Genomic DNA, 25592 nt, shown 5'->3' on the forward strand with positions numbered 1-25592 from the left:
ATATACAGAATTTTCGTTTAACTGTTTTGTTGGTAACATCATTATAGTTTTTTAGAAAAGGGGAAAAGAAGTATGAAGAAGGAAATCGCACTCTTGGCAGCTGTCTTGATGACATCTTCCAACTTGGTCAGTGCTCAAGGAGCACTGTCCTCGCAAGATAAGGCAAGCGGTCAAAAGCCGCACGCCCTCTCACTTAAGAAAACAGGACAGGAGAAGGTGTATAAGCAGTCTGACAAGGTCCGTGTCGTCATCGAGATGGAGCAGAAGCCGGCGATTCAAATTGCGCAGGCACAAAACAAGCGGTATAGCACATTGAGCAATGCCGAAAAAGAGTCGATTAAGGATCGCCTCGTAAGTGTCCAAAAATCAGTCAAGTCAGCGATCGCTAAAAAATCGATTCCCGTTACATATAAGGAAAGCTTCACGACCGTCATTAACGGATTCAGTGGTGAAGTCAAGTTCGGCGACATCGAAGACATCAAACAACTCGACGGAGTCAAGAGCGTACATATCGCCCATGAATACGCGCGACCGAAAGCCGATAAAGGTGCAAAACCAGATATGTTATATAGCAAAGATATGGTTAATGCAAAAGAAACATGGCAGGACTACGGCTTCAAAGGGGAAGGGACAATTGTAGCGGTTATCGATACGGGGATTGATCCGTCGCATAAAGATATGGTGTTGAGCCCAGAGACGAAGATTGATTTGACTTCTTCAAAGGTTGAAAGCGCCAAAGAATCAAAAGGACTAAAAGGGAAGTATTTCACGGAAAAAGTCCCATACGGCTATAACTACGCTGATCACGATAGCGAAATCCGTGATTTAGGTGCAGGTGCATCGATGCACGGAATGCACGTAGCGGGTACGGTCGGTGCTAATGGAGACGAAGCGAACGGTGGTATCAAAGGGGTCGCACCGGAAACACAACTCCTCGCGATGAAAGTATTCGGAAATGATCCAGGCATGCCATCGACATTCAGTGATATCTACATCAAAGCGATTGATGATGCGATCGCCCTCGGAGCGGATGTCATCAACATGAGTCTCGGTTCGACAGCATCATTCGTCAACGCAGATGATCCAGAGCAACGGGCAATCGTCAACGCGATGAACAACGGGATCTTATGTGCGATCTCTGCTGGAAACTCGGCATTCACAGGACATGGTGCAGGCAATCCGTATACAGCGAATCCTGACATCGGTGTTGTAGGATCTCCAGGGTTGATCAGCCAAGCGCTACAAGTCGCATCGCTAGAGAATACGAAATTAACGCTTGAAGGTATGGCACTGACGATTGACGGACAAGATGCTGGGTATTTGGCGTACCAAAAACAGGACTCGCCGAATCCGATTAAGGTATTCAACAAGGAGAAGCAAGACGTCATTTATGTCGGCGATGGTCAAGCATCGAACTATCAAGGAAAAGATGTCAAAGGAAAAGTTGTTTTTGTTGTGCGTAACGGCAGTTTCAATTACGGTATGATTCAAGCAGAAGCTGAGAAACAAGGAGCAGCCGGTGTCATCGTTCGTGGACGAGTCGATCATGGGGATTATGTCAGCATGGCACTTAACAATCCGACGATTCCGATGGTGACGCTCAGCATCGCGGATGGGAATGATCTTGAAGAAAAAGCGAAAGCAGGAAAAGCAATTGCTGTCACGTTCGATGGAAAAGCGGTCTCAGCAGATAACCCAGTAGCGGGCGAGATGTCTGATTTCACGTCATGGGGTGTCACACCAAATCTTGATTTCAAACCTGAAATCACGGCACCGGGTGGAAAAATCTACTCGACGCTCAATGATAACGAATATGGCGTCATGAGTGGAACATCGATGGCAGCACCACACGTCGCCGGAGGAACGGCACTCGTCATGCAACGAATCGCGAAGGATTTCAAAGTCGATGGTGCGACACGCGTTAAACTCGCGAAGAATATTCTCATGAATACGTCACGTCCACAGCTTGATAAAGGGCAGTATAATGCTGAAGCGAAAACTGGTAGCTTCTATTCACCACGTCGTGAAGGTGCTGGTTTAATGGATCTACGTGCTGCGATGAAAACACCAGTCGTCGTTACGGAAACGAAATCGGGTGAAGGAAAGGCTGCACTCAAAGAGGTCGGCGAGAAATTCACATTCACGCTCGATTTGAAAAACTATAGTAGCGAAAAAGTGACGTATCAATTAGCCGGAACGGTACAATCGGATCTCGGTGCAGAAGGAACGAACTTCCTGGAAGCCAACAATATTTATAAGAAAAACTCAGTGGATGCGGTCGATCCGAATAAAGGAACGTTCCCAATCTCATTCGCGATCGGTTCGAAAAAAGCAAGTTCTGTCTCCATCAATCCTAAGAGCTCAACGAAAGTAAGTGTATCGGTCGATTTGAAAGATACAGTCGATTGGGCAAACGGTCTTCCACTTGAGCAAGTCTTTGAAAATGGCTACTTCGTTGAAGGTTTCGTTCGTTTAATCGATACGAAGAGTAAAAATCCGGAATTGACAGTGCCGTACGTCGGATTCAAAGGAAAGTGGGATCAGGCACCGATCGTCGATGCACCGCGTTATGACGAAGAGAAGACATTCTACGGATTAACTGGATTAGCGACAGAAGTAAAAGATGATTTCGAGTTCCTCGGCACGAACACGGCGGGAAAAGTCGTTGAAAACAAGGTTGCGTTCTCACCTAACAACGATGGTAGCGTTGACGAGGCGTTCCCAGTCCTCTCGTTCCTTCGTAATGCACGAAAAGTCGAGTATTCGATTCTTGACCGGAATAAAGCAACACTCCGTAAATTAGATCTACAAACAGACGTTGTGAAGAACTATTATGATAGCGGTTCTGAAGATGGGTTCACACCCGTCACAAGTGCGGCTTGGGATGGAACAGTCAATGGAAAACCAGTCAAAGACGGTCTTTACTATTACCAAGTGAAATCAGTCATCGATTATCCGAATGCGAAGTGGCAGTCGAATCTCTTCCCTGTCTATATTGATACGAAAAAACCAGCAGCAACTGTTCAATGGGATACTGCAAAAGAAACACTTTCTTGGACAGCAGGCGATCAGGGAACAGGTGTAGCGTCGTATGACATTCTCGTTGATGGAACAAGTGTCCTCAAACAGCCGCTTGCGCCGACAGAAAAAGCATATGAATTAAAAGGTCTCTCGAAATCGGCGAAGATTGATTTCGTTGTTAAGGATTATGCAGGAAATACAGTGACGAAATCGGTGAACACGACAGGCATCGACAAGGCGGTACCAACCGTCCAAATCGATACACCGGTCGCACTCGGTCTGTCGACATCTAAAGTGGTTACTATCGCGGGTCATGTATCCGATGAGTCAGGGATTAAATCATTCAAAATTAACGGAAAAGCCGTCCAGCTTCGTTTTGATGCAGCAAAACAGCAGTACGTGTTCAGTCATGATGTGACCTATACGAAAGATGGCGTCAAATCGTTTAAAGTCGAAGCTTATGATGGAAAAGGAAATCGCTTAGTATTTAGTCGCCAGGTCATTCTAGATTCGACATTGCCGACTTTAAAAGTGACAGCACCAAAAACAGTATCAGCAAAAACAAAGACAGCATCTCTTAAAATCGTTCTTCAAGATAATTATGATGAGATTCGATTTGATATGAATGATAATGCGATATACCGTCATACCTTCAAGGAACCATACCAAATGAGAGCCTTCAAAAAGACAATCACGAAAAAAGTGACGCTCAAGAAGGGGAAAAACACGTACAACTTGAAACTGAAGGATCTTGGTGGACACGTTGTTACAAAAACAGTCGTCATCACGAAAAAATAAGTAACTACAGATAAAGTCAGGCGGAAATCCGTCTGGCTTTTCTTGCGTGCCGAAGCGCCTTGAAGGGTTTATGAGACGAGAAGAGGGGGAATTTTAAGAACAGAAACAAGTCAGAGGGGGAACAACCATGAATCCGTTCACGACCTTAATCGCCTTCATCGTAGGGTGTCTCGTCTTATATCTCGGTATCCGTGACAAAAACGGCTGGCTGATCGGTGTCGCGATGATACCGCTCGCAATCGTTGCCTATAGCGTCATCTATCTGATCATCCAGGTCAGTGCGTAGTCTTCATGGAAGATGTCTTACCCTAAGCGGTAGGACATCTTTTTTTTGAAATTCGTACCACAGATGAAACCGATCGAGTAAAATGTAAGTATATGACAGTATAGAAAGGTGGATGATCATGGAACACGTACATACACAAACAGATGCCTTAGCGGCGCTGTACGAAGAGATGCATCAGAAGACGAAGACCGGCATGTGGGTCATGCTTGCGGCATTCTTAGCGCTCAGTAACACACTCGAGAAACCAATCTACGCGATGATCGTCCCGTTATTGTATTTTGGCTACGACATGTTCGTACAACGGAAGCGGTTCGCGCTTGTCGCGGAATACACATCAAAGGATTCAGCAAGACGGCTCTATCAGGTACATGTGCTGATCGGCATCTTACAGTACGGAGCACTCGCTGGTCTGATCGTTTGGGCGGTCGATCGACCGAACACGTACTTCTTGATCGGTCTCGTCATCGTCGTCATTCCGTTCTACTGGCTCTGTCGAAAGACGTTAGAGTTCATCTCACGAAAGATTGATCCAACATATATCACGGAAAAAGAAATTCACAAAGCGCGCTAAAGGAGACGATGTCATGCAAACAGCTCGTGAAGAACGTCTACAAAAACTTGCGCTCGCGTACCGAGACGTCGAGTGGCTCGGCACACGCTGGTATTGGAACATGTTTCTATTCATAACAGTCGGTATCTTAATTGAATGGACGGATCTCCCGATGTTGATTTTGGCGATTCCAGCCGTTTTTCTCGCCTCCGATTTTCGATATCAATTAAAAAAACAAAAAATTTTAGACGGATATATCTCAAAAGCACAAGTCCGTCGGCAATTTTTACTACGTGTCGGTAGTCACGTCCTGCTGTACGCTGTCTTGACGATCGTCATCATCCAGACGATCGAGGAACCGTTCTGGAAGATGCTGGTGGCCATTTTTGCGATTTTAACACCGCTCTACTTCATCAGCGAATGGATCATCCGACGTGACGGAGCGCGTGACCCGGATTATATCAGTGACAGAGAAGTAGCCCGCTTCGTCAAACAGAAAGGAACATCGAAATGGAACACCTATTCGAGCGACAAGCACGTCTGAATGTAATGAAACGTCCAGTGCATGTCGTCACCTATTTCTTTTCGATTCCTGGATTGATTGTCGCCATACTTGCTTGGTTTTTACCAGCGGTTGAATCCGTCTTTGGACAAACCTTGTTTTTCTGTCTTTGTGGAATTGGAGTCGCTCGAGAAATCGTCCGGCTACGACTCATGAAGTCCTATTTAACGCAAGGTATCTATCAACAGACTGTTCAGAAGGTTGCTCACCTGACGATCATAGGATATGTCGTGGCGTGGCTAATCGCTTTCGTCATGCTTTCGATTCCAAATGCTCCCGGTTATTTATTCGTTCTCTTACTTGTCTGGAGCGGCGGAGTCGGTCTTGGTGTCACTCGAATGAATCGATTGGCTAAACAAATCGATCCTGCGTACGTCTCGATGGGAGAAATTGAACGTGCGTGGTGGAAACGGTAAAGCAAAAAAATCCGTATCAATCAGTGAAAGACGCTGATTGATACGGATTTTTGATTATTTCTTCAACAGTAGATAGATGAAGTATGGTGCTCCAATCAAGGCGACGACGATCCCAGCCGGTACACCGTCTGGTCCCGCGATATTGCGTCCAATCGTATCAGCGAACGCAAGCAACCAGCCGCCGAGCAAGAGGGCGATCGGTAGGAAGAACTGATGGCGTGGTCCAACGAGCGCACGAGCGATATGTGGCGCCATCAGACCGATGAAGGAAATCCCACCCGTGACGGAGACGGCAGCAGCAGCGAGCGCGACGGCTGTCAACAAGAGTTGGATCCGTTCTTTTTCAATCGCGACGCCAACACCAATCGCGACCGGTTCATTCAAGGCAAGTAGATTGAGCTTATTCGCCTTATAGAACGTGAGCGGAATCAAGACGAGTAACCACGGTAAGAGTGAGTAGACGAAGATCCAGTCCGTCCCCCAGATGTTACCGGCGAGCCACTTGGCGATGAAGTCGACCTTTTCACGACGCGTCGACGAAATCAGGATGACCATGATTCCAGACAGTGCCATCGAGAAGCCGACACCCGTTAAGATCAAGCGGATCGGTTGGAGTCCTTGTACACGGTCGTACGAGAACAGGTAGATCGCTGTCGCGGTGACGAGTGCACCGAAGAAGGCAGCGATCGGTAACAGATAGATGAATGACCCGACATCGGTCGGGAAGTACAGGAAGAACAAGGCGACGGCGACGCCAGCTCCCGTATTGATGCCGATGATACCAGGATCAGCGAGTTCGTTGCGGGTGATCCCTTGAAGGATTGCACCGGATAAGGCGAGCGCCATTCCTGCCATGACGGTGATGAGCAGTCGGGGCAAGCGAAGCGAATAGAGGACGAACTCCTCTTTGAATGATCCGTTTCCAAGTAACGTCGGCAGTAAACGATCATACGACAGGGAAGCAGGTCCAAGACCGATGCTGACGACGAGTGTTGCGATCAATAGTGCCAGTAACGTCCAAAACGTCAGTTGCTGGCGACGGCGTAAACGAGATTCCATCATGAGAAAGCACGCCCTCCTTTCCGAACGATTAAGAGGAAGAATGGTAGCCCGAGCATCGAAACGATCGCGATGACCGGCGTCTCATAGGGTGCATATAGTGTCCGTCCAATCGTATCAGCAAGCAACATGAATGTCGCACCAAAGATCGCGGTCATCGGCAGGATGAACCGATAGTCCGTCCCGACGATCGCGCGGACGATATGTGGAATCATCAGCCCGATGAATGCCATGTTACCGACGAGGGCTACGGCAGCACCGGCAAGCAGGATGACGACGACGTAGAGGACCGCTTTGATCCGCTGGATGTTCTGTCCGAGTCCGAGCGCGACTTCTTCCGAAAGACTGAGGATCGTCAATTGTCGTGAGAAAATGAACGCAATCAAAATTCCAATTGCGATGACTGGCGCGATGACTTGCAGTTGTCCCCAGGTCGAGCCGACGAGTCCCCCGGACGTCCATTGTGAGACATCTTGGGCAATCTTGAAGTAGATCCCGATGCCTTCCGCAATCGCGTACAGAAACGCTGAGATCGCGGAACCAGCAAGGACGATCCGGAGCGGGGAGAAGCCGCCTTTTTTCGAAGCGCCGATTCCAAAGACAAGTGCTGCCCCGAGTGCTGCTCCGACGAAACACGCGATCATGATCCCGAAGTAGTCAATTTTCGGGAACAGGACGATGACGAGCGCCAGTGCCGCATTCGCACCTGCTGTCAGACCGAGCAGACCAGGATCTGCGAGGGGATTGCGTGTCATGGCTTGCATGATGGCACCTGAGACACCGAGTGCCGCACCGACGAGGGTTGCTGCCAGTTCCCGTGGCAAGCGGATTTCTTGGACGATTTTTGCTTTTTCATTCAACGGTCCGAACGTCAAAGCGTTCCAGACTTCGCGCGTCGTCGTATCGGCAGCACCGAACGTCATTGCGATCCAGAACATCCCGAAAAAGAGGACGAGACCGAGTGTGATTTTAATGCCGAACGGAATTCGACCAGCTGACATGAATGTCGCCTCCATTTCTGATTCAGTGAGTGAGCCGCAAAAAAAAGGGAGGGATCCCGCAGGTTCCCTCCCTTATTCATTATGCGCCAAGGAAACTTTTCTTGAAGAACTCGAGTTGACGTTCGAGTGTGAGCGGATCGTTGAAGTAGAACTCCTTCGAATCGACTTCGAAGACACGATCGTTTTTGACGGCTGGAATGTTCTTGAACGTATCCGTTTTCGTGAATGAGTTGTCCGCTTCCGCACTCTTACTGAAGATGAGGTAGTCGCCTGCGTATTCAGGAAGGACTTCTGGTGACAACGCGTAGTATCCGTCTTTTAATGCCATCTTCGTGACTTTATCTGGCATTTTCAATTTCATTTCCTGATAGAGAATCTCTGTTCCACGACCCCAGTTATCGCCGAAGACGTAGAGTTGTTTATCGAAGCTTTCGATGACAGAAACAGTAGCATCTTCACCGATTTTTGCTTTGATGTCTTTACCGGCAGCAGCAGCGCGTGTTTTAAAGTCTTTGACCCAGTCGCGTGCTTCTTGCTCTTTGTTGAGCAATTTACCGATTTCGATATGTTGCGTCAAGTAGTCGACTTTTCCGTATGTGTACGTGACCGTCGGAGCAATCTTTTTGATTTTATCAAGGTTTTTCGTTGTTGAGTAGCCGATGATCAAGTCTGGTTCGAGTTCGATGATTTTTTCAACGTTCTCTTCCGATACTTCCGTGACATCTTTGAGCTTGTCGAACTTCGGATTCGCTTTTGACCACGAATCGACACCAACGACAGGTACGTCGAGTGCCATGACGTTGCCGGCAAAACCAGCGAGAACAACGACACGTTTTGGATTAGCCGGAACTTTGATGTCACCGTTCTCCGATTTGTACGTAATCGTCTCGTTTTTCGACCCAGACGCTGCGTCGTCTTTTTTCTCCGTATTGCCACACGCTGCGATGACGAGCGTGAGAATGAGTAGAACCGGTAAAAGTAGTTTCTTCATGATTCAATCTCCCTTGATTAAGTTGTAGGTGATACACATCGGCTTGTTCGTCCGCGGATCGCGTCCGATTTCAGCATCGATATGGAATACTTCTTGTAAGACGTCTTTTGCGATGACTTCCTCACACGTTCCGGCTTTGACGACTTCACCGTTTTTCATGGCGATGATATAGTCGGCGAACCGTGCCGCTTGATTCAAATCATGCAGGACCATGACGATCGTCCGTCCTTCAGTCCGGTTGAGATGCTCGAGTAGTTCGAGTACCTCGAGTTGGTGGGCGAGATCAAGATAAGTCGTCGGTTCATCAAGGAAGATGATGTCCGTCTCTTGGGCGAGTGCCATCGCAATCCAGACCCGTTGACGTTGACCACCCGACAGCGCATCGACGGGACGATGTTTAAATGCCATCGTATCCGTTGCTTCGAGTGCCCAATCGATGATCTCGTAATCGTGTTTCGTCAAGCGTCCAAATCCTTTTTGGTACGGGAAACGACCGTATGAGACGAGCTCTGCGACCGTCAGACCACTTGCGCTCTCTGGAGTTTGTGGCAGAATAGCCATTTTCCGGGCAAGTAGCTTCGTACTTTCCTTGGCGATATCGAGACCATCGAGCAATGCACGTCCTGATTGATGAGGAATGATCCGTGTCATCGCTTTCAATAAAGTCGATTTGCCACATCCGTTCGCCCCAATGATCGTCGTGATTTGTCGATCGGGAATTTGGACGGACAAGTCTTTGACGATGGGACGATCACCGTAGCCGATATTGATTTCTTCTGTTGCTAGACGTACCATACGCGACGACTCCTTCGTTGTTCTCTCCGTTTTCAATGATAATGATTATCACTATCGTCTCATTAACCATACCAGTCCTGTAAAAACGCTGTCAACATTTTTTCTTGTGTTCAAGAGATGTTCACGTTATCATGAGGGAGTGAGAATGATAATCAATCGTAATCAAAGATGAGGAGTGAGCGAGATGAGGGAACAGGAGTTGTTCGACGTAACGATCATCGGCGGAGGACCTGCAGGGTTATATTCGACGTTCTATAGTGGTCTTCGGGGCATGAAGACGAAATTGATCGAGTATCAAGCAGAACTCGGAGGAAAATTGCACGTCTATCCGGAAAAGATGATCTGGGACGTCGGCGGACAGCCACCGATCACTGGTGAAAAACTCATGGCTCAACTCGTCGAACAAGGACTGACGTTCCAACCGACTGTTCAATTGAATGAAAAGATCATCTCGATCGCAAAAGACGTCTTCGGCAACTTCGTCTTAGAAGCAGAATCGGGTCGGATCCATTATTCGAAGACGGTCATCGTCGCGGTCGGCGGCGGCATCCTCAATCCACAAAAATTAAAAGTCGAAGGTGCGGAACGCTTTGAAGTGTCGAACTTGAACTATACGGTCAAATCGATTGAACGCTTTAAAGGAAAGACCGTCATCGTCTCAGGTGGTGGGAACTCTGCGATCGACTGGGCGAACGAGCTCGAACCGGTCGCGAAAAAAGTCTACGTCACGTATCGCCGGGATTGTTTCTCGGGGCACGAGGCGCAAGTCGACCAGCTCGTTAAAAGTTCGGCTGTTTGTCTCCTCAACACGACGATTCACAAGCTGATCGCAAGTCCTGATCATCAACGGATCGCATCAGTCGAATTGATCGACTGTCAAACAGAGGAAATCGTTGAGATTCCAATTGATGAAGTCATCATCAATCACGGCTACGAGCAGGACGCGGCACTGCTTGACGCCTGTGATCTCGATATCGCACGGGTCGATGACTTCTATATCGCGGGTAACGCGGCGAGCGAGTCGAGTGTACCGGGACTATATGCTGCCGGAGATATTCTTTCACACGACGGGAAGGTCCATTTGATCTCAGGTGCCTTTCAAGATGCGGCGAATGCCGTCAACCGGGCAAAACGCTTCATTGAGCCGGAAGCGCCAAAAGTGGCGATGGTCTCGTCACATAACGAAGTCTTTAAAAAACGCAATCGTGCGTTGATTGAGGAACGCGTCAATCAACAATCTTGAATAATGTTCAAACGTCCAAAATGCTTGGAAACAAGCGGATTTTGGACGTTTTTTTATACAGAATCTAGTTTTGTACTATAACAGAACGATTTGACAACGTACTGTATTTAGGACAAAATTCTACTTATGTTCCACTACATGTAGGATACAAGTAAGACGGATGTATAAGGAGGAAGAGTATGACAACTACGAAACGTAAGCCAATTGGTCTTGCCTGGCAAATTTTAATCGGCTTGATTCTCGGGATCACAGTCGGTGGTGTATTTTATGGGAATCCCCATGTCGCGGAGTGGCTCAAGCCAATCGGTGACATCTTTATCCGGATGATGAAAATGATTGTCGTTCCGATTGTCTTCACGACGATCGTCCTCGGTGTCTCATCAGTCGGTAGTCCGAAAAGTCTCGGACGTCTTGGCGTCAAGACGCTCGGTTACTTCACGATCGTGACGATGATCGCCATCTTCACGGGGCTGTTCGCAGCCAATCTCGTTGAACCGGGTGCTGGTATTAACATGTCGACACTCGATAAAACGGACATTTCGACATATGTCGAGACGGAAGAGACGACACAAGACGCAGGACTCGTCGACAAGATCGTCAACATCGTCCCGACGAACATCTTGGACGCGATGGTCCGCGGTGACATGCTTGCAATTATTTTCTTCTCGGTCTTATTCGGACTCGGTGTCGGTTTTGCAGGAGAGAAGGGCCAACCGGTCGTTCGTTTCTTTGAAGGCGTCGCAGCAGCGATGTTCAATCTCGTCAATATCGTCATGAAATTTGCGCCGATTGGTGTCTTCGCTTTAATCGGTGTCACGGTCTCGACGTTCGGGATTGAATCGCTCGGTTCATTGTTTAAATTGATTGCGACGTTATACGTCACAGCGCTTCTCTTCATGGTCGTCGTCTTCGGTGCCATCATGAAGTGGGTTGGTATTCGGGTATCTGATTTCACACGCATATTCAAAGACGAGTTATTGCTGACGTATTCGACGGCGTCGTCTGAGACGGTACTGCCACGGATCATGGAAAAACTCGAGAAGATGGGTGTTCCGAAATCAATCGTCAGTTTCGTCGTACCGACGGGTTATTCGTTTAACCTTGATGGATCTGCGCTTTATCAAGCGCTCGCAGCCTTGTTCATCGCACAGATGTACGGGATTGATCTCTCGATTGGAACACAGCTGACGCTTGTCTTCGTCTTAATGCTGACATCAAAAGGGATGGCTGCCGTTCCTGGCGTCTCATTCGTCGTTTTACTCGCAACACTCGGTACGGTCGGTATCCCGGCAGAAGGACTTGCCTTCATCGCGGGGATTGACCGAATCATGGATATGATGCGCTCGGTCGTCAACGTCACAGGAAACACGCTCGCTTCACTCGTCATCGCGAAGTGGGAAGGTGTCCTTGACGAAGACCAACTCGAGACGTTCATGTCGACAGAAGGTAAAAAAGACGACGTCCGCAGTGCGTGATTGTCGTAAATATAAGGAAGGACTGAATCGTCAGTCCTTCTTTTTTTCGTCCTTGAAAATAGATTAAAGTCGATTGTTTTTAAATAAAATCCCTTATTTTTGATTATAGTTAAAATTATGTTGAATATTATTAATTATAAAGTTAATATTATTGATATAATCATAGGGGAGAGGCGATAGGATGGAAACGGTAGGAATCGTCATTGGTATTGTCACAGTCTGTATCGTACAATTTTACTTAGCACGGCGAGGAAGAGTCTGGAGCCTCATCATTCCAGCGATCATCATCGGGCTCGGAATTTACTGGTATTTCGGAACAGGACCACACACGTCGGATCGGGAGTCAGTGATTCGGATGGGAACGTTTGCCTGTTTATCACTCATGATCTCAATGGCCGAGATGGGAGTTAACTCACGTCGCAAGCAACTGAAGCGTGAAAAAGAACGAATGGAGATTCAAGATTTGTAAGAGAAGTGAGGGAACACGATGGAACGACAAGACGTGCCCGCTTGGGTACTGGCACTCGAACAGGAGCATCTCGAGTTCATCCGCAAGTTCGTCTTGAGCTCTGGTTCATTAAAGGATATGGCAACGGCCTATCAAGTATCCTACCCGACCGTCCGGGCGAAGTTGAACCAGTTGATCGAGCGGATTGATTCGGTGCAGCAAGAGGATGTCGAGTTCGTCAATATGATCAAGAACTTGGTCTTAGATGAACGGTTGAGTCTCGATGTGGCGAAGACGATCATCGATTCCTACCGCAAGGGTCAAGCGAAAGAATAAACCAAAAAACGAGATTCCCGTCTGACGGAAATCTCGTTTTTTTATTGTTTGTCGTTCTTTTTGTCCTGTTCCTTCTTGATCATCTTCTTTGCTGCTGCGCGGAAGCGGAAGATCAAGTAGAGACGGTAGAAGTCGATCGCGGCAAACAACGTCAGCAGGATCGTCCAGAAGTTAAAGACCGTTCCTGCTTCGACCGAGTTGTTGTAGGCGAGGAACATGAAGAGAATACCGAATATGGCATAGAATACTGCCATGAAGTTCGAGCTTTGACGCATGAAAACACGACCTTTCGTAAATTAAGACATCGCGTAGATGGCGAGTACGACGATTCCGTTGTTAAAGACATGGATGGCGATCGGAGCAATGATCCGGCGCGTCTTGACGAAGACGAGCGAGAAGACAAAACTCATCGCGACATAGATTAAAAATTTGTTGTCTTGGTGAATCAGTCCGAACAAGGCACCCGTCAAGATGAAGCTGAAGAAGAAACCGAGCTTCGAGGAGAGATTCCCGAACAGGATATGCCGGAACAAGAACTCTTCCATGATCGGTCCGAGCAGGACGACCATGACTTGAAGGAGTGGGATGACTTGGATCGCTTGGATGATCTGATCCGTATTTTGCGATTTCGCGACATTCTCGATCCCGCCTGCCATCCAGGCATCGATCAAGTTGACGCTGATCAAGAGCGCATACAGGAGCACGATCCCGATTCCGATCCATTTCAACGTATCCATCGGATCGGTTTGACGTCCCTCTGCCTTCCACTTCTGCCAATCGGGACGCAGGCAGTAGTAGGAGACGATGACGGCGACCGTGAAGCCGATCGCAAGCCACCAACCGGCGACGTCAGCAATGACGTTTTTCGGAAGGAAATACTGGAACGAACCCGGAACCAATTGGACGATCAGATAGATGATGATCGGAATGACGTGACGCTTTTGCCACTTCTCCGCCATCACGAAAGGCAGACTGATTGGATTTTTCATCGTACAGGACACAACTCCTTTATAATGAAGGTACTGTCCCGATTGTAACAAACAAACGGTCTTGGCGCACGATTGACGATGATTCAAAGGTGTCGATTTCGGGAAAACGGATAAAGGTTCAGGCTTGAATTCAGAAGAGAAAGCGTATAAGATAAAAATATGTTAGCACTCAACTAAAGTGAGTGCTAAAAAACAGTCATTTTCAAGGAGGATGTTTCGCATGTTAAAACCACTTGGTGATCGCATCGTGATCGAAGTCGTTAAAAAAGAAGAAACAACACTCGGAGGAATCGTTCTTCCTGGGTCAGCGAAAGAAAAACCACAAGAGGGTAAAGTCGTCGCTGTCGGTACAGGCCGTGTGACAGAGCAAGGCGTACGTGTACCACTTGAAGTGAGTGTCGGAGATCACGTCATCTATGCACAATATGCCGGTTCAGAGGTCAAAGTCGACGGCAATGAATACTTAATTTTACGCGAAAGCGATATTTTGGCAGTAGCCGAGTAATTCAGTCAATCATCTAAAGGGGGATTTCAGTCATGGCAAAAGACATTTTATTCAGTGAAGAAGCACGTCGAGCAATGCTCCGCGGGGTCGACGCATTAGCGGATGCAGTCAAAGTCACGATCGGACCAAAAGGACGCAACGTCGTCCTCGAGCGGAAGTTCGGTTCACCACTCATCACGAATGATGGTGTGACGATCGCAAAAGAAATCGAACTCGAAGATCATTTCGAGAACATGGGTGCAAAACTCGTTGCAGAAGTTGCCTCAAAAACGAATGAGATCGCAGGGGATGGTACGACAACAGCGACAGTCCTCGCACAAGCGATGATTCGTGAAGGTCTTAAAAACGTTACAGCGGGCGCAAACCCGATGGTCATCCGTAAAGGAATCGAAAAAGCGGTCCGTCGCGCTGTCGAAGAGTTGCACACGATCGCAAAACCAATCGAAGGTAAAGAAGCAATCGCCCAAGTCGCAGCAATCTCAGCAGCAGACGAAGAAGTTGGTCAATTGATTGCAGAAGCGATGGAACGTGTCGGTCAAGATGGTGTCATCACGATCGAAGAATCACGCGGCTTCACGACAGAACTCGACGTCGTCGAAGGCATGCAGTTCGATCGTGGTTACGCGTCACCATACATGATTACGGATTCAGATAAGATGGAAGCGGTCCTTGAGAACCCGTACATCCTCGTCACGGACAAAAAGATCTCGAACATCCAAGAGATTCTTCCAGTCCTCGAGCAAGTCGTTCAACAAAACAAACCACTCCTTATTATCGCAGAAGACGTTGAAGGCGAAGCACTGGCGACACTCGTCGTCAACAAACTCCGTGGTACGTTCAACGCGGTAGCAGTCAAAGCACCAGGCTTTGGTGACCGCCGGAAAGCAATGCTTGAGGACATTTCAATTGTCACAGGCGCAGAATTGATCACAGAAGACCTCGGTCTTGATCTGAAAGAAACACAAATCACGCAACTCGGTCGCGCGTCGAAAGTCGTCGTCTCAAAAGACAACACGACAATCGTCGAAGGTCACGGACACGGGGATTCGATCGAAGCACGTGTCGGTACGATCCGTGCGCAAATCGAAGAGACGACAAGTGACTTCGATCGTGAGAAATTACAAGAGCGTCTGGCGAAACTCGCAGGCGGCGTAGCAGTCGTCAAAGTCGGGGCAGCAACCGAGACAGAACTCAAAGAACGCAAGCTCCGGATTGAAGATGCACTTAACGCGACACGCGCAGCGGTCGAAGAAGGTATCGTAGCAGGTGGGGGAACAGCTCTCATTCACGTTACGAAAGCCGTCGAATCGATTCTGTCGGTCTCAACAGGTGACGAAGCAACAGGTGTCAACATCGTGCTTCGCGCACTTGAAGCACCGCTTCGTCAAATCGCGGAAAACGCAGGTCAAGAAGGTTCGGTCATCGTCGAGCGTCTCAAGCATGAAGCGCCAGGAATGGGCTACAATGCGGCAACGGACGAGTATGTCGACATGATCGAGACAGGAATCGTCGATCCAGCGAAAGTAACGCGTTCAGCACTTCAAAACGCAGCGTCCGTTTCAGCGATGTTCTTGACGACGGAAGCCGTCATCGCCGATAAACCAGAACCAGCCGGATCTGCTCCTGCAATGCCTGATATGGGCGGCATGGGTGGAATGGGCGGCATGATGTAAGACATTTCATCTAAAAGTACCGAATCCTAGTAAATAGGGTTCGGTACTTTTTGTTTGCGATAGTATACTTAATAGTTGAAAGAATTACATAAACAGTACTCATCAATTTAAAAATAAAGATAGCGATAACGAGAGAGGAGACGTCAAGTGAATGAAATTTTAAAAGGCATAGTAACCTCGGGTACACTCATCGTCGCAATCGGCGCTCAAAATGCGTTCGTCCTTAAACAAGGTTTACTTAAAAACAATATTTTCTGGGTGGCGCTAGTATGTTTCTTGTGCGATGTGTTGTTGATGTGTGCGGGCGTACTGGGAGTTGGTACCGTCATTAAGAATAATACGTTTGCAAATATTGGACTTGCGATTGTTGGAGGACTGTTTCTTCTCTTGTATGGATTTAAATCTTTTCGTAGTGCATTTTCGTCATCACATACAATGAATGTTTCAACAGATTCTAAAATCATGCCTATTCACAAAACGATCTTACTCACATTAGCGATTACACTTTTAAATCCACATGTCTACTTAGATACGGTCGTCATCATTGGTGGTATAGCTGGGACTTTGACATTTGATCAAAAAGTCAATTTCTTGATCGGAGCTTTGATTGCCTCATTTGTCTGGTTTTTTGGATTAGGATATGGATCGAGATGGCTCATTCCTGTGTTTAAACAACCAAAAGCGTGGAAAGTACTAGATTTTGGAATAGGATGCTTAATGTTCTGGCTATCGTATCAATTAATTCAGTTTGCTTTAGAACAAAGTTAAATAGATATTTAAAGGGTTAAGGAGCAACTACAAAATATGAAGGACGATGAGATTTTATATTTAGTTGAACAGATGTCTGATGAAGAATACCTCTATCATGAAGAATTGAAGTGCTATACGAACGAAGGCTCACCATCCGACTTAGCTTATGCAAGAGTCCGTCAATTTAGGGACGCGAAGATGCTTCCGATATTGAACGATTTACTCGATAAAGTGAAACAAGCAGAACAAAAACAACATCTTTATTTTATGATTGGGACGATTGGTGTGAATTCGGGAGATGTTCGTGCAGGGATGTTACTGCTTGAAAAACTGGAGCAAGAGACAAAGCCGAGTCTTCTCGAAAGCATTTTGGAAGAACTAGCAAAACAGCAATGCATTCCTGATACAGAACGAATCGTAAAATATATAGACGATTCTCGGTCGTCAGTTCGAGAAGCTGCGATTCAAGCATTGCGAGCCTGTCGAGATGAGATAGCAGAGGATGTGCTAATTCGTTTGATTACGACATCAAATAACTCTTTTGATATCATGAGTGCTAATTTTGTTTTAGCCACGATTGGAACAGAGCGAGCCGTTCCTTATTTGACTCCTTTGTTGGATCATTCTCGAGGAGACGTGAGACATTCGGCTTTAGCAACGCTAAGTGAACTTGGAAATGGGTTAGATCTTTCGATATTTTTGCATGGACTAAAAGATCGATCTAGCAATGTGAGAGAGTATGCGTTAGTCGCAATCGAGCGACATGGTGATGAAGTAGCGATTGAACCGGTGATCAAACGTGTACAAATATTATTGAAGCGAACGCGACAAATACAAACAGATGAAGTCCTAATCGCTCTTCGATTTTTACATCGATACCAGCATTCCCATCAGGCGATTCCTAAATTATTTCATTGGATCATTCAAACAAAAAGAGAAGTCTTGTTTGACGAAGAATGGCAATGGATCGAAGACCATTTTACTTGCTATTGATGGGCTCGAGGATAGGTGGAGATAACAATCAATAAACAAACCTGACCTTCTTCACGTCTAGTGAGAAGTCAGGCTTGTTTATTTTAAGAAAATCAGATGTCCTTTGATTACTCCAGTTCATTCTCCTCAATAATCTTATCCGACAGCTTTAACTGCTTACTCACATCCTTGACTTGATTTCGACAGAACTTCAGCTCAACTTTCTTTTTTGTCGAGACGTCATAGCAGGTGCCTTCACCGGATGCTTTCGTCAAATCCGCTTCATAGTAATAGTCCTTGTAGCGAAACGAACCATCACGGAAGCCGGTCAGATTCGGTTGATCATCGACGAGGGATTGTCCCATCATATAGGACGTCTTAAGATTCAATAGATCAATGATTGTTGGTGCGATATCGATCTGTCCGCCATTCTCTTTCATGACCCGACCGGTTTGCTGGTCGGGTTTTTTGATGAAGAGTGGGATGCGGCGCTCGAGTTCAAAGGCAGCAACCGGGGACGAGATATCCGCTTTTTTGCGCATCTCGCTGTCTTCATTGACAAGTCCACTATCGTGATCGCCATAAAAGATGACGAGAGACTGATCCCAAAGATCGCGTTGTTTCAACTCGTCGATCATCTTTCCGACACCGGTATCGACGTAATGGACGGTCTGATAATACCGTTTCAGCATTGGATCCTCATAACCAGATAGATCAAGCGTCTGGTCTTCCTTGTCAATTTCATACGGTGTATGACTCGTCAGCGCGACTAAAAACGAGAAGAACGGTTCTTGCAACGTCTCCATGTGATCAATCGATTCGAGGAAGAACTGTTGATCGTTCAGTGCCATGCCGATTTTCTTCTCTTTTGAATAATCCTTTTGGCTGAAGAAGTGCTTAAAACCGATGTTCTTGTAGACATCGTCACGATTCCAGAAGCCTTTTTCGTAGGCATGCATCGCTGCCGTATCGTATCCGTTTTTCTCAAGTAATGCAGGGAGCGGCTCGAATTCATTCGTCGGATATCGCGTATAGACAGAGCCTGATTTTAATGGATAAAGTGACGTGTTCGTGATGAACTCAGCGTCCGAAGTTCGTCCTTCATGCGTCTGGTGGTAGAACGACGAGAAGTAGAGTGATTCCTTCTTCAATTGATTCAGGTTCGGCGTCACTTCTTCACCGTTGATGGTCTGGTCGATGACTGAAGCCTGGAACGACTCGAGCTGCACCAGAATGATATTTGGCGTCTGCTTCGGACCCGTTGGATTCGTCTGTTCCTTTTGATTGATGCGCTGTTGTTCCTGTGCCGTCAGTCCGTCGCCGGGTCGTCCAGTCACGCCTTTAAACACATCCCATCCGTGATAACCCCAAAAGCCAAACAGGTAGTAGTCACGCATATCGGAGATCGTTGCCGTCGGTTGACGCTCTTCCGTTAGCGTCCGGTACGTCAGTAGCGAAGCAGACAAGACGATACCACTGACTGCAAGGATTCCCGCCGTCCGGCGTCGTGTTTGCTTCGTCGTCACTTCCGGTCGTTTGTGGAAAACAAAAAGCAGTAGTACAAAGATCAAACTATCAGCGAACAAGAGGAAGTCTTGCGGTACGATCAAGGCGGTGAAGCCGCTACTGACGTCACTCATCTGCGTCATCTGTGAGAGGAGCGAGACGGAGAGAAAGTCCTCGAAGTAACGATAGTACCACATGTCGGAAGCCAGTAGAAAACTGTGCGCGAGCAGTAGACCGAGCCAGACCCAGCGGCGTTTATTCCACGGAATCAGTAACGTCCAGCTCGACAGGATCAGCATCCCGGCCAGGTTCATGAGTGTTAAATGGAGCGAAAGATCGGTCTTTGTAAAGTAACTAAACAGCATGAACTTCAGCATGCCGAGTAACAGATAAAGGGTGTAGCGAATCGCCATGGTCAGTACTCCTTACGTGTGTCGTCACACGTTCTTTACCCTAAACGTTTAATGGTGGAACGCCCAGATGTGGACAGCCATGTTCGCTTGTTCCATGATGTAGTCGAAAAATTGGTCTATATTTCCTCTTGAATTCAAACAATTGACGTTAATTTGCGCAGAAAGCGGGAATAGAAAGCGTGTACGTCCATCGTCCGTCACTGTCTTTTAAAAAAGGAGCGAAGTCATGTCAAACGTGAAACTAGCGGTCATCTATTACAGCGCAACCGGAACGAACCATCAACTTGCCTCATGGGCAAAAGAAGCGGGAGAAGCGGCAGGAGCAGAAGTCCGCCTTGCGAAAATCAAGGAGACAGCCCCAGCAGAAGCGATTGCTTCGAACCCATTGTGGCAAAAGCATGCGGATGCCACACGTGATATCGAAGAAGCGACACCGGATCTACTCGACTGGGCAGATGCGATTATCTTTAGCGTCCCGACACGTTACGGTCATGTCCCAGGACAATTCCAACAGTTCCTCGACACGACAGGCGGACTGTGGGCACAAGGCAAACTCGTTAATAAAGTCGTCAGTGCGATGTCGTCGGCACAGAATCCGCATGGCGGTCAGGAAGCGACTGTTCTCGCAGTTTATACGACGATGTTCCACTGGGGTGCAATCGTTGCAGCACCAGGTTATTCGGATCCTGTCTTGTTCGCAGCGGGCGGAAATCCATATGGTACATCGGTCACTGTCGACCAAGACGGCAACATGGTCGAATCGGTCGAACCAGCCGTGCGCCATCAAGCGAAACGGACGATTGAAGTGGCAAGCCGTCTCAACTCATAACATTACCTAATTCAAAAAGCGCCGGAATGCTGATTCGCATTCTGGCGCTTTTTCATATGCATCATGTATTTTGCGTCAACGGAAGTTCGACTGTGAACGTCGAACCTTGTCCTTCGATCGACTCGACATGGATTTCTCCATCATGCCCACGCGCAATTTCGCGACAGATTGAGAGCCCAAGACCAGTACCGCCGATTTGACGGGTGTCCGAATTGTCGACACGATAGAATTTTTGGAACAAGTTACTCATCGCAGAAGCAGGAATCCCGATACCCTCATCTTGAATCGCGACGGTGACACGTGACGCGTGTCGCGTCAGTTGGATATCGATCGTTCCACCAGCTGGTGAGTATTTGATCGCATTGTTGATCAGGTTACTGAACAATTGGCGAATCTTCTTCGCATCCCCTTCGACGATCAGCGGTTCGACGTTTCGGAATATTTCAATCGCGTGGGAAGACGACGACAGGCTATGCAACTGTTTCAAATCCCGAATCATCGCGACGATATCAAACGGTGCCATCTCATATTCCTGACGGTTTGCTTCCATCCGTTGCAGGTCGAGGAAGTCATTGATCAACAGCGAAAGACGTTCTGTTTCCGAATGGACCGCTTCGAGATACTTCTTCTGTCGCTTCGGTGGCAGGTCACGCTGAATCATCAGCTCAGTAAAGCCATAGATCGACGAGAGTGGTGTCCGCAGTTCGTGCGAGATCGTCGAGACGAGTTCGTTTTTGATCCGGTCAATCTCGACTTCGTTCGTCACGTCACGTAAGACGAGTAGAATCCCGCGGAATTGTCCACCATAATGAATGCTCTCGGAATACGTCTTGATGAAGCGTCGCTCGTGATCGATTGAGAAGGTGATTCCTTCACCGATTTCACGCTGAACGAACGTCTTTTTCAAGTAACGTTCGAATTCCGGTAGTTGGTCGACGCGATGCTTGAGTTGGACGACAGACGGAGTGATGTTCATCAGTCCGTTCTCATCGATACTGTCATCAACCGGATGGTCAAACAGATCGAGCAATGGTCGGTTGATCAATTGAATATCGCCTTCGGGTTCGATATAGACGATCGATTCACGAATCGAGTTCAATAGTCGCGCCGTTTTTTCCCGCTCACGTTCAATCTCGTCGAACGTCCGCATCCGCAAGAGTGACAATGCCAGCTGGCGCGCGAAGGCGGCTAGTTCTTCCTGCTCGTAACGATCAAACCGATCCTGATCGCGGGACAAGAAGATATAGGCGATGATCTCATTTTGACTCGGGTCAAGAACCGGTGTGACAGCGCGTGCGACTTCGTCCTCGAACTGTGTATGCGGTCGTTTATCTTGTCGCGATTCACGCAATAACGGCTCAATCGTTGGCATCCAATCCTCGACTGTGAGCGGTGTCTGTGGATAAAAGACGATATCGATGACTTTTGTTCCTTCTTTAAAGATCAGTGCGCCTTGATCAGACTGCGTGATCTCAACCATCTTTTGGATGACAGAAGGATAAGCGCTGATGCTATCGCGCGACGCCAGTGTCTCCGTCAATTGATTCCGTAGACGCAAGTGGGACTCGTTCCGTTGCGTCAGTTTTAAGGCATCTTCGAGATTGACGTTCGTTGACATCAATTGATGTTTGTTTTCAATCAAAGCTGTCGCCATCTGATGGAACGATTTACTCAATTCACCAATCTCGTCAGCACGGTTGAGTGGAATCAACGGTAACGTATGCTCACCGCTTGCAAGAAGTTTACTCTCCTTGCTAAGAAGATGGATCTGTCGCGTCGTCCGTTCGATGAACGGGCGGACGATCAGCAAGATAACAAGGAATAGGACGAGCAGATTGACGAGCCAAATCCACTCAGCGTACTTTGTCTGGGTGACGAGTTGTTCTTTTGCACCGAGTTCTTTCGCACGGAGACTACTCCGATAGTTTGTGAACGTGCTCTCCATCGTGTTGACGCTTTTACGCATCGTCTCACTATTCGAGGCATTCATTTTGAATTTCCGGTTCGGGTCCCGTGGTACTTGTGGCATCATCGCCTTCAGACTTGGCATCTGCAAGAAACGTTCGTCGATCGTGCCTGACTGCTTCGCTTGAACATATTTAATCAAGCTTGGCATGACGAAGTTCGTATACGAGTTATAGAGCGACCAGATATCAGACGCATAGATTTGATCCGCTTTGTAGAGACGATTTTTCTCAAACCAAGCGGTCTGTTGTTCAAGTGAGGCTTTTTTTTCATCAATCACGTCGAGCACGGCATCGTCACCGAAGACGATATAGCCCCGCATCTCGTATTGAAGGGACTGCCAATCGTCCCAAAGTTTCGTCGCTCGATCTTCACGTAAGCTGATCGCATCGAGCTCCTGTTTCGCATCCGTGACTTGGTGGTTCGTGTAAAAATAAGCAGCCAGGGAAGAGATCGATAGTGTGATAAGAATGAGATAAAACGACGACATGATCTGTCGGCTGATCTTTTGATTGAACCATTTTCGCATATGGATTATGGATGCTCCTTTGTCTATGTGTATCAAGCGTCGATTAGATGTATTACATTGGAATATTTGTTACCGTAATCGTACATTTTTTAGACGAATAAATATAGTCATAATGCTTAAATTATCTTCAAAGTAAGAGATTCAGGTTCACAAAGAAAACAAAGAACGATAAAAAAAGCAGAACGGGATTTTACTCCCATCCTGCTCCGATGCCCATTAATGATGTTCGACGACAATCTTCCCAATCGTTTTTCCGCTTTCGACAAGACGATGTGCTTCTTTTAGGTTGTCGGCATTCATGCCGATTAGCGTCTGTGTGACCGTCGTCTCGAGCGTATGCTCTTCGATCCATGCTGCGACTTGCGTCAGAATCTCATGTTGGCGGATCATGTCCTCTGTCGCAAACAGCGGACGCGTGAACATGAACTCCCAAACGAACGTCGCACTCTTTTGTTGGAGCGCACTCAAATCGAGTTTTTGATCTGTCTCGACGATGCTACAGATTTTCCCTTGCGGTGCAATTACATCGACCATCGTCTCAAAATGTTGGTCCGTCGCATTGAGACAGAAGATATAGTCGACGTATTTGTAGCCGAGGGCTTCCAGCTGAGGACGGAATGCCTCGTGGTGATTGATCGTATGATGTGCACCGTGTTCCTTCGCCCAATCAATCGTCTCGTCACGCGACGCCGTTCCGATGACGGTCAGCCCAGCGTGATTCGCGAGTTGTGTCGCGATTGAACCGACACCACCAGCAGCTCCAATGATGAGAATCGTCTTCTCGAGATTCGACTTAGCGTCAAACGTCAATCCGAGACGATCGGTCAATGCTTCATAAGCTGTCAGCGTCGTCAACGGGAGAGCAGCGGCTTCACTGAACGTCAACCGTTCCGGCTTTTTGGCGACGATCCGTTCATCAACGAGTTGGAAGTCACTGTTTGACCCAGGGCGCTGAATCGCACCGGCATAATAGACTTCATCACCGACTTGGAAGAGGGAGGCATCATCGCCGACTTCAATGACGACTCCGGCTGCATCGTAACCGATGACCTTCGGGGCGTCTTCGTCTTTCCCGTGAGCACGGACTTTCGTATCGACCGGGTTAACTGATACGGCTTTGATCTCAACCAATAAATCGTGTCCGGTTGCTTCCGGGCGTGGCAGTTCTAAATCAATCAGACTCTCTTGTTCCGTTAGTGGTAAGTGTCGGTGGAAACCGACAGCGGACATATTCGACATCGACAATCATCCTTTCCAGATAGGAATCGTTTCTCTCCATCTGTTCCACCCCCGCTCGGTCTTAAAACCAATTGCGAAACTTTGAAAACCGATTCCCCTTCTGTCGTCAACGTAAGAATGCTGGATAGATATGGTAGCATATGAGAGTAGCTATCAACTTTTGAGAAGGAGCGATTTTGTATGTATGACGTCATCTCTCTACCGGCAGGACCGACTCAAGTCACGATTGAACGTTACCTCGTCCATGCGCATCCGCACCCACGTCCATATCGACCCGCGCGTTTGATTGCCTTGCGTCAAAGTGGTGGCGTCATGCATCGATTGTATCGCACGGAGCGGGAAATCGTGCTCTCTCCGCACGAGGCACTTGCCCCACAAGTCCAGCGGCTCTCGTTCTCGCAACAGGAGCGTGTCCTTGCGTATATCGAAGAACGGCGCGCAAGCTTCGGTTTTGATGAAGGGGAGGAATACAAATTTTACTTACTCGAAGTAGCATACGAACTCCGTCACCTGCCACGAACGGATCGACCGATTCGGGCACATACGTACTATCAACTGGATGAGCTGTTGTCGGGTCGACCGCTCGTTTTGCGTGCTGGAAGTCAAATGCGCTCCACATGAGACAGAAAAAAGAACATAAAAAAAGCAGTCCGCCTTTCCTGACGTTCATCGCGAGGAGGGCGGACTGTTTATTAGAGTGCCGGAGTTGGCGTCGGTGTGACACCGGTCTTTTTATAAGCTTGATCGATGGCAGTCCGGATTTCCTTGACGGAGCTACCTTTTTGATAAGCGACAATCGACTGTGCTGCGATATCGAGACACGTGCCGCACGTGATGCCGTGCGTCGTCCAGGTCGTGGAACTAGCAGTCTGCTCCTCGATGAAGCAGTCATAGTTGCTTGTATGACCAGCAGATTCACCGCAACCACAATAACAAGGCATCTTCTTCAAGAGATCAGGATGTTTAGCGACGGAGCGGTAAATCGTCTGGATCGACTCATCCTGTTCGTTCAGAAAAGCGGGTAACGTGTCTGGTCCCGCGGTCTTCTCGAGTTGATCACCAGCACCGTGGCTGGCATGGTCAGCATGATCTCCGTGATTCGTCTGTTCTGTCTTCGGAGCACCCGTTTGATCAGCTGTTCCGCATGCGGCAAGCAACAGGCTGATACTAAGGGGAAAGGCGTAACGATATAGTCGTGTTTGCATAATGTGCCTCTCTTTCATCGTCTTGCCTTCATTATA

Annotated in this window: 25 protein-coding genes; 15 read left to right on the forward strand and 10 right to left on the reverse strand. The window is 47.8% G+C overall.

Annotation, left to right across the window (positions count from 1 at the left end; all coding sequences use genetic code 11):
* Positions 1–72 precede the first annotated feature (72 nt).
* From EXG77_RS01520 to EXG77_RS01535, 5 genes are all read left to right on the forward strand, one after another.
* Entirely contained in the window at positions 73–3819 is a 3747-nt protein-coding gene (locus EXG77_RS01520) for a S8 family serine peptidase (RefSeq protein ID WP_035395723.1), read from the forward strand.
* A 127-nt stretch (positions 3820–3946) separates the two neighbouring features.
* Positions 3947–4105 carry a hypothetical protein gene (locus tag EXG77_RS16390; protein WP_014971497.1) on the forward strand — a complete coding sequence of 53 codons (159 nt, stop codon included), beginning with the start codon at positions 3947–3949 and terminating at the stop codon, positions 4103–4105.
* Between the two features lie 118 nt (positions 4106–4223).
* On the forward strand, positions 4224–4676 hold the full coding sequence (locus tag EXG77_RS01525) for a hypothetical protein (RefSeq protein ID WP_035395724.1): 453 nt from the start codon (positions 4224–4226) through the stop codon (positions 4674–4676).
* 13 nt (positions 4677–4689) lie between these two features.
* Complete coding sequence (locus tag EXG77_RS01530; protein WP_023469599.1) at positions 4690–5199, forward strand: hypothetical protein; 510 nt, start codon at positions 4690–4692, stop codon at positions 5197–5199.
* Complete coding sequence (locus EXG77_RS01535) at positions 5166–5633, forward strand: hypothetical protein (protein ID WP_023469598.1); 468 nt, start codon at positions 5166–5168, stop codon at positions 5631–5633. Before EXG77_RS01530 ends, EXG77_RS01535 begins: the two co-directional genes overlap by 34 nt.
* Before the next feature lie 54 nt (positions 5634–5687).
* Here EXG77_RS01535 and EXG77_RS01540 read toward each other — a convergent pair whose 3' ends face one another.
* The 4 genes from EXG77_RS01540 to EXG77_RS01555 all read right to left on the reverse strand — a co-directional run bounded on the left by EXG77_RS01540 (position 5688) and on the right by EXG77_RS01555 (position 9479).
* On the reverse strand, positions 5688–6695 hold the full coding sequence (locus EXG77_RS01540; RefSeq protein ID WP_023469597.1) for an iron ABC transporter permease: 1008 nt from the start codon (positions 6693–6695) through the stop codon (positions 5688–5690).
* Positions 6692–7693, reverse strand: a complete 1002-nt coding sequence (locus EXG77_RS01545; protein WP_035395725.1) for an iron ABC transporter permease — start codon at positions 7691–7693, stop codon at positions 6692–6694. Before EXG77_RS01545 ends, EXG77_RS01540 begins: the two co-directional genes overlap by 4 nt.
* Positions 7694–7772: 79 nt before the next feature.
* Entirely contained in the window at positions 7773–8684 is a 912-nt protein-coding gene (locus EXG77_RS01550; protein ID WP_023469595.1) for an iron-hydroxamate ABC transporter substrate-binding protein, read from the reverse strand.
* A 3-nt stretch (positions 8685–8687) separates the two neighbouring features.
* Entirely contained in the window at positions 8688–9479 is a 792-nt protein-coding gene (locus tag EXG77_RS01555) for an ABC transporter ATP-binding protein (protein ID WP_023469594.1), read from the reverse strand.
* A gap of 184 nt (positions 9480–9663) precedes the next feature.
* On the opposite strand from EXG77_RS01555, the gene EXG77_RS01560 reads away from it, so the two are divergent.
* From EXG77_RS01560 to EXG77_RS01575, 4 genes are all read left to right on the forward strand, one after another.
* The gene (locus tag EXG77_RS01560) at positions 9664–10722 is read left to right on the forward strand and encodes an NAD(P)/FAD-dependent oxidoreductase (protein ID WP_023469593.1); all 1059 of its coding nucleotides are present in this window, start codon (positions 9664–9666) and stop codon (positions 10720–10722) included.
* A 179-nt stretch (positions 10723–10901) separates the two neighbouring features.
* Positions 10902–12197 (forward strand): cation:dicarboxylate symporter family transporter, encoded by a 1296-nt coding sequence (locus EXG77_RS01565; protein ID WP_023469592.1) that lies wholly within the window; start codon positions 10902–10904, stop codon positions 12195–12197.
* Between the two features lie 181 nt (positions 12198–12378).
* Entirely contained in the window at positions 12379–12666 is a 288-nt protein-coding gene (locus EXG77_RS01570; RefSeq protein WP_023469591.1) for a hypothetical protein, read from the forward strand.
* 18 nt (positions 12667–12684) lie between these two features.
* Positions 12685–12981, forward strand: coding sequence for a DUF2089 family protein (locus EXG77_RS01575; protein WP_023469590.1), 297 nt, complete (start codon positions 12685–12687; stop codon positions 12979–12981).
* Positions 12982–13022: 41 nt separating this feature from the next.
* Here the strand turns inward: EXG77_RS01575 and EXG77_RS01580 are convergent, their stop codons facing one another.
* Positions 13023–13235, reverse strand: coding sequence for a DUF4305 domain-containing protein (locus tag EXG77_RS01580; protein WP_230088481.1), 213 nt, complete (start codon positions 13233–13235; stop codon positions 13023–13025).
* A gap of 42 nt (positions 13236–13277) precedes the next feature.
* Positions 13278–13970: a CPBP family intramembrane glutamic endopeptidase gene (locus tag EXG77_RS01585; RefSeq protein ID WP_023469588.1), complete on the reverse strand. Its 693-nt coding sequence runs from the start codon at positions 13968–13970 to the stop codon at positions 13278–13280.
* Positions 13971–14190: 220 nt separating this feature from the next.
* On the opposite strand from EXG77_RS01585, the gene groES reads away from it, so the two are divergent.
* From groES to EXG77_RS01605, 4 genes are all read left to right on the forward strand, one after another.
* Positions 14191–14475 carry a co-chaperone GroES gene (groES, locus tag EXG77_RS01590; protein ID WP_023469587.1) on the forward strand — a complete coding sequence of 95 codons (285 nt, stop codon included), beginning with the start codon at positions 14191–14193 and terminating at the stop codon, positions 14473–14475.
* Positions 14476–14507: 32 nt separating this feature from the next.
* Entirely contained in the window at positions 14508–16148 is a 1641-nt protein-coding gene (groL, locus tag EXG77_RS01595; protein WP_023469586.1) for a chaperonin GroEL, read from the forward strand.
* Between the two features lie 147 nt (positions 16149–16295).
* On the forward strand, positions 16296–16916 hold the full coding sequence (locus EXG77_RS01600; RefSeq protein WP_035395728.1) for a LysE/ArgO family amino acid transporter: 621 nt from the start codon (positions 16296–16298) through the stop codon (positions 16914–16916).
* 72 nt (positions 16917–16988) lie between these two features.
* On the forward strand, positions 16989–17891 hold the full coding sequence (locus EXG77_RS01605; RefSeq protein WP_203229904.1) for a HEAT repeat domain-containing protein: 903 nt from the start codon (positions 16989–16991) through the stop codon (positions 17889–17891).
* A gap of 107 nt (positions 17892–17998) precedes the next feature.
* On the opposite strand, the gene EXG77_RS01610 is transcribed toward EXG77_RS01605, so the two are convergent.
* The gene (locus tag EXG77_RS01610) at positions 17999–19789 is read right to left on the reverse strand and encodes an LTA synthase family protein (RefSeq protein WP_035395732.1); all 1791 of its coding nucleotides are present in this window, start codon (positions 19787–19789) and stop codon (positions 17999–18001) included.
* A 226-nt stretch (positions 19790–20015) separates the two neighbouring features.
* On the opposite strand from EXG77_RS01610, the gene wrbA reads away from it, so the two are divergent.
* Complete coding sequence (wrbA, locus tag EXG77_RS01615) at positions 20016–20618, forward strand: NAD(P)H:quinone oxidoreductase (protein ID WP_035395734.1); 603 nt, start codon at positions 20016–20018, stop codon at positions 20616–20618.
* Positions 20619–20679: 61 nt separating this feature from the next.
* Here the strand turns inward: wrbA and EXG77_RS01620 are convergent, their stop codons facing one another.
* On the reverse strand, positions 20680–23112 hold the full coding sequence (locus EXG77_RS01620; protein ID WP_035395736.1) for an ATP-binding protein: 2433 nt from the start codon (positions 23110–23112) through the stop codon (positions 20680–20682).
* Between the two features lie 216 nt (positions 23113–23328).
* The gene (locus EXG77_RS01625; RefSeq protein WP_304465957.1) at positions 23329–24342 is read right to left on the reverse strand and encodes a zinc-binding alcohol dehydrogenase family protein; all 1014 of its coding nucleotides are present in this window, start codon (positions 24340–24342) and stop codon (positions 23329–23331) included.
* A gap of 189 nt (positions 24343–24531) precedes the next feature.
* On the opposite strand from EXG77_RS01625, the gene EXG77_RS01630 reads away from it, so the two are divergent.
* Positions 24532–24972 (forward strand): hypothetical protein, encoded by a 441-nt coding sequence (locus EXG77_RS01630; RefSeq protein WP_035395742.1) that lies wholly within the window; start codon positions 24532–24534, stop codon positions 24970–24972.
* 71 nt (positions 24973–25043) lie between these two features.
* On the opposite strand, the gene EXG77_RS01635 is transcribed toward EXG77_RS01630, so the two are convergent.
* Positions 25044–25556 carry a PCYCGC motif-containing (lipo)protein gene (locus EXG77_RS01635; RefSeq protein ID WP_035395745.1) on the reverse strand — a complete coding sequence of 171 codons (513 nt, stop codon included), beginning with the start codon at positions 25554–25556 and terminating at the stop codon, positions 25044–25046.
* Positions 25557–25592 lie beyond the last annotated feature (36 nt).

It is taken from the genome of Exiguobacterium sp. OS-77, assembly GCF_000414195.2.
GTDB classification, from domain to species: Bacteria; Bacillota; Bacilli; order Exiguobacteriales; family Exiguobacteriaceae; genus Exiguobacterium_A; species Exiguobacterium_A indicum.

Bases quoted from the DNA above. Each gene is read 5' to 3' on its own strand.
- EXG77_RS01520 (WP_035395723.1), top strand. From the start codon at position 73: ATGAAGAAGGAAATCGCACTCTTGGCAGCTGTCTTGATGACATCTTCC.
- EXG77_RS16390 (WP_014971497.1), top strand. From the start codon at position 3,947: ATGAATCCGTTCACGACCTTAATCGCCTTCATCGTAGGGTGTCTCGTC.
- EXG77_RS01525 (WP_035395724.1), top strand. From the start codon at position 4,224: ATGGAACACGTACATACACAAACAGATGCCTTAGCGGCGCTGTACGAA.
- EXG77_RS01530 (WP_023469599.1), top strand. From the start codon at position 4,690: ATGCAAACAGCTCGTGAAGAACGTCTACAAAAACTTGCGCTCGCGTAC.
- EXG77_RS01535 (WP_023469598.1), top strand. From the start codon at position 5,166: ATGGAACACCTATTCGAGCGACAAGCACGTCTGAATGTAATGAAACGT.
- EXG77_RS01540 (WP_023469597.1), bottom strand. From the start codon at position 6,695: ATGATGGAATCTCGTTTACGCCGTCGCCAGCAACTGACGTTTTGGACG.
- EXG77_RS01545 (WP_035395725.1), bottom strand. From the start codon at position 7,693: ATGTCAGCTGGTCGAATTCCGTTCGGCATTAAAATCACACTCGGTCTC.
- EXG77_RS01550 (WP_023469595.1), bottom strand. From the start codon at position 8,684: ATGAAGAAACTACTTTTACCGGTTCTACTCATTCTCACGCTCGTCATC.
- EXG77_RS01555 (WP_023469594.1), bottom strand. From the start codon at position 9,479: ATGGTACGTCTAGCAACAGAAGAAATCAATATCGGCTACGGTGATCGT.
- EXG77_RS01560 (WP_023469593.1), top strand. From the start codon at position 9,664: ATGAGGGAACAGGAGTTGTTCGACGTAACGATCATCGGCGGAGGACCT.
- EXG77_RS01565 (WP_023469592.1), top strand. From the start codon at position 10,902: ATGACAACTACGAAACGTAAGCCAATTGGTCTTGCCTGGCAAATTTTA.
- EXG77_RS01570 (WP_023469591.1), top strand. From the start codon at position 12,379: ATGGAAACGGTAGGAATCGTCATTGGTATTGTCACAGTCTGTATCGTA.
- EXG77_RS01575 (WP_023469590.1), top strand. From the start codon at position 12,685: ATGGAACGACAAGACGTGCCCGCTTGGGTACTGGCACTCGAACAGGAG.
- EXG77_RS01580 (WP_230088481.1), bottom strand. From the start codon at position 13,235: ATGGCAGTATTCTATGCCATATTCGGTATTCTCTTCATGTTCCTCGCC.
- EXG77_RS01585 (WP_023469588.1), bottom strand. From the start codon at position 13,970: ATGAAAAATCCAATCAGTCTGCCTTTCGTGATGGCGGAGAAGTGGCAA.
- groES (WP_023469587.1), top strand. From the start codon at position 14,191: ATGTTAAAACCACTTGGTGATCGCATCGTGATCGAAGTCGTTAAAAAA.
- groL (WP_023469586.1), top strand. From the start codon at position 14,508: ATGGCAAAAGACATTTTATTCAGTGAAGAAGCACGTCGAGCAATGCTC.
- EXG77_RS01605 (WP_203229904.1), top strand. From the start codon at position 16,989: ATGTCTGATGAAGAATACCTCTATCATGAAGAATTGAAGTGCTATACG.
- EXG77_RS01610 (WP_035395732.1), bottom strand. From the start codon at position 19,789: ATGGCGATTCGCTACACCCTTTATCTGTTACTCGGCATGCTGAAGTTC.
- wrbA (WP_035395734.1), top strand. From the start codon at position 20,016: ATGTCAAACGTGAAACTAGCGGTCATCTATTACAGCGCAACCGGAACG.
- EXG77_RS01620 (WP_035395736.1), bottom strand. From the start codon at position 23,112: ATGCGAAAATGGTTCAATCAAAAGATCAGCCGACAGATCATGTCGTCG.
- EXG77_RS01625 (WP_304465957.1), bottom strand. From the start codon at position 24,342: ATGTCCGCTGTCGGTTTCCACCGACACTTACCACTAACGGAACAAGAG.
- EXG77_RS01630 (WP_035395742.1), top strand. From the start codon at position 24,532: ATGTATGACGTCATCTCTCTACCGGCAGGACCGACTCAAGTCACGATT.
- EXG77_RS01635 (WP_035395745.1), bottom strand. From the start codon at position 25,556: ATGCAAACACGACTATATCGTTACGCCTTTCCCCTTAGTATCAGCCTG.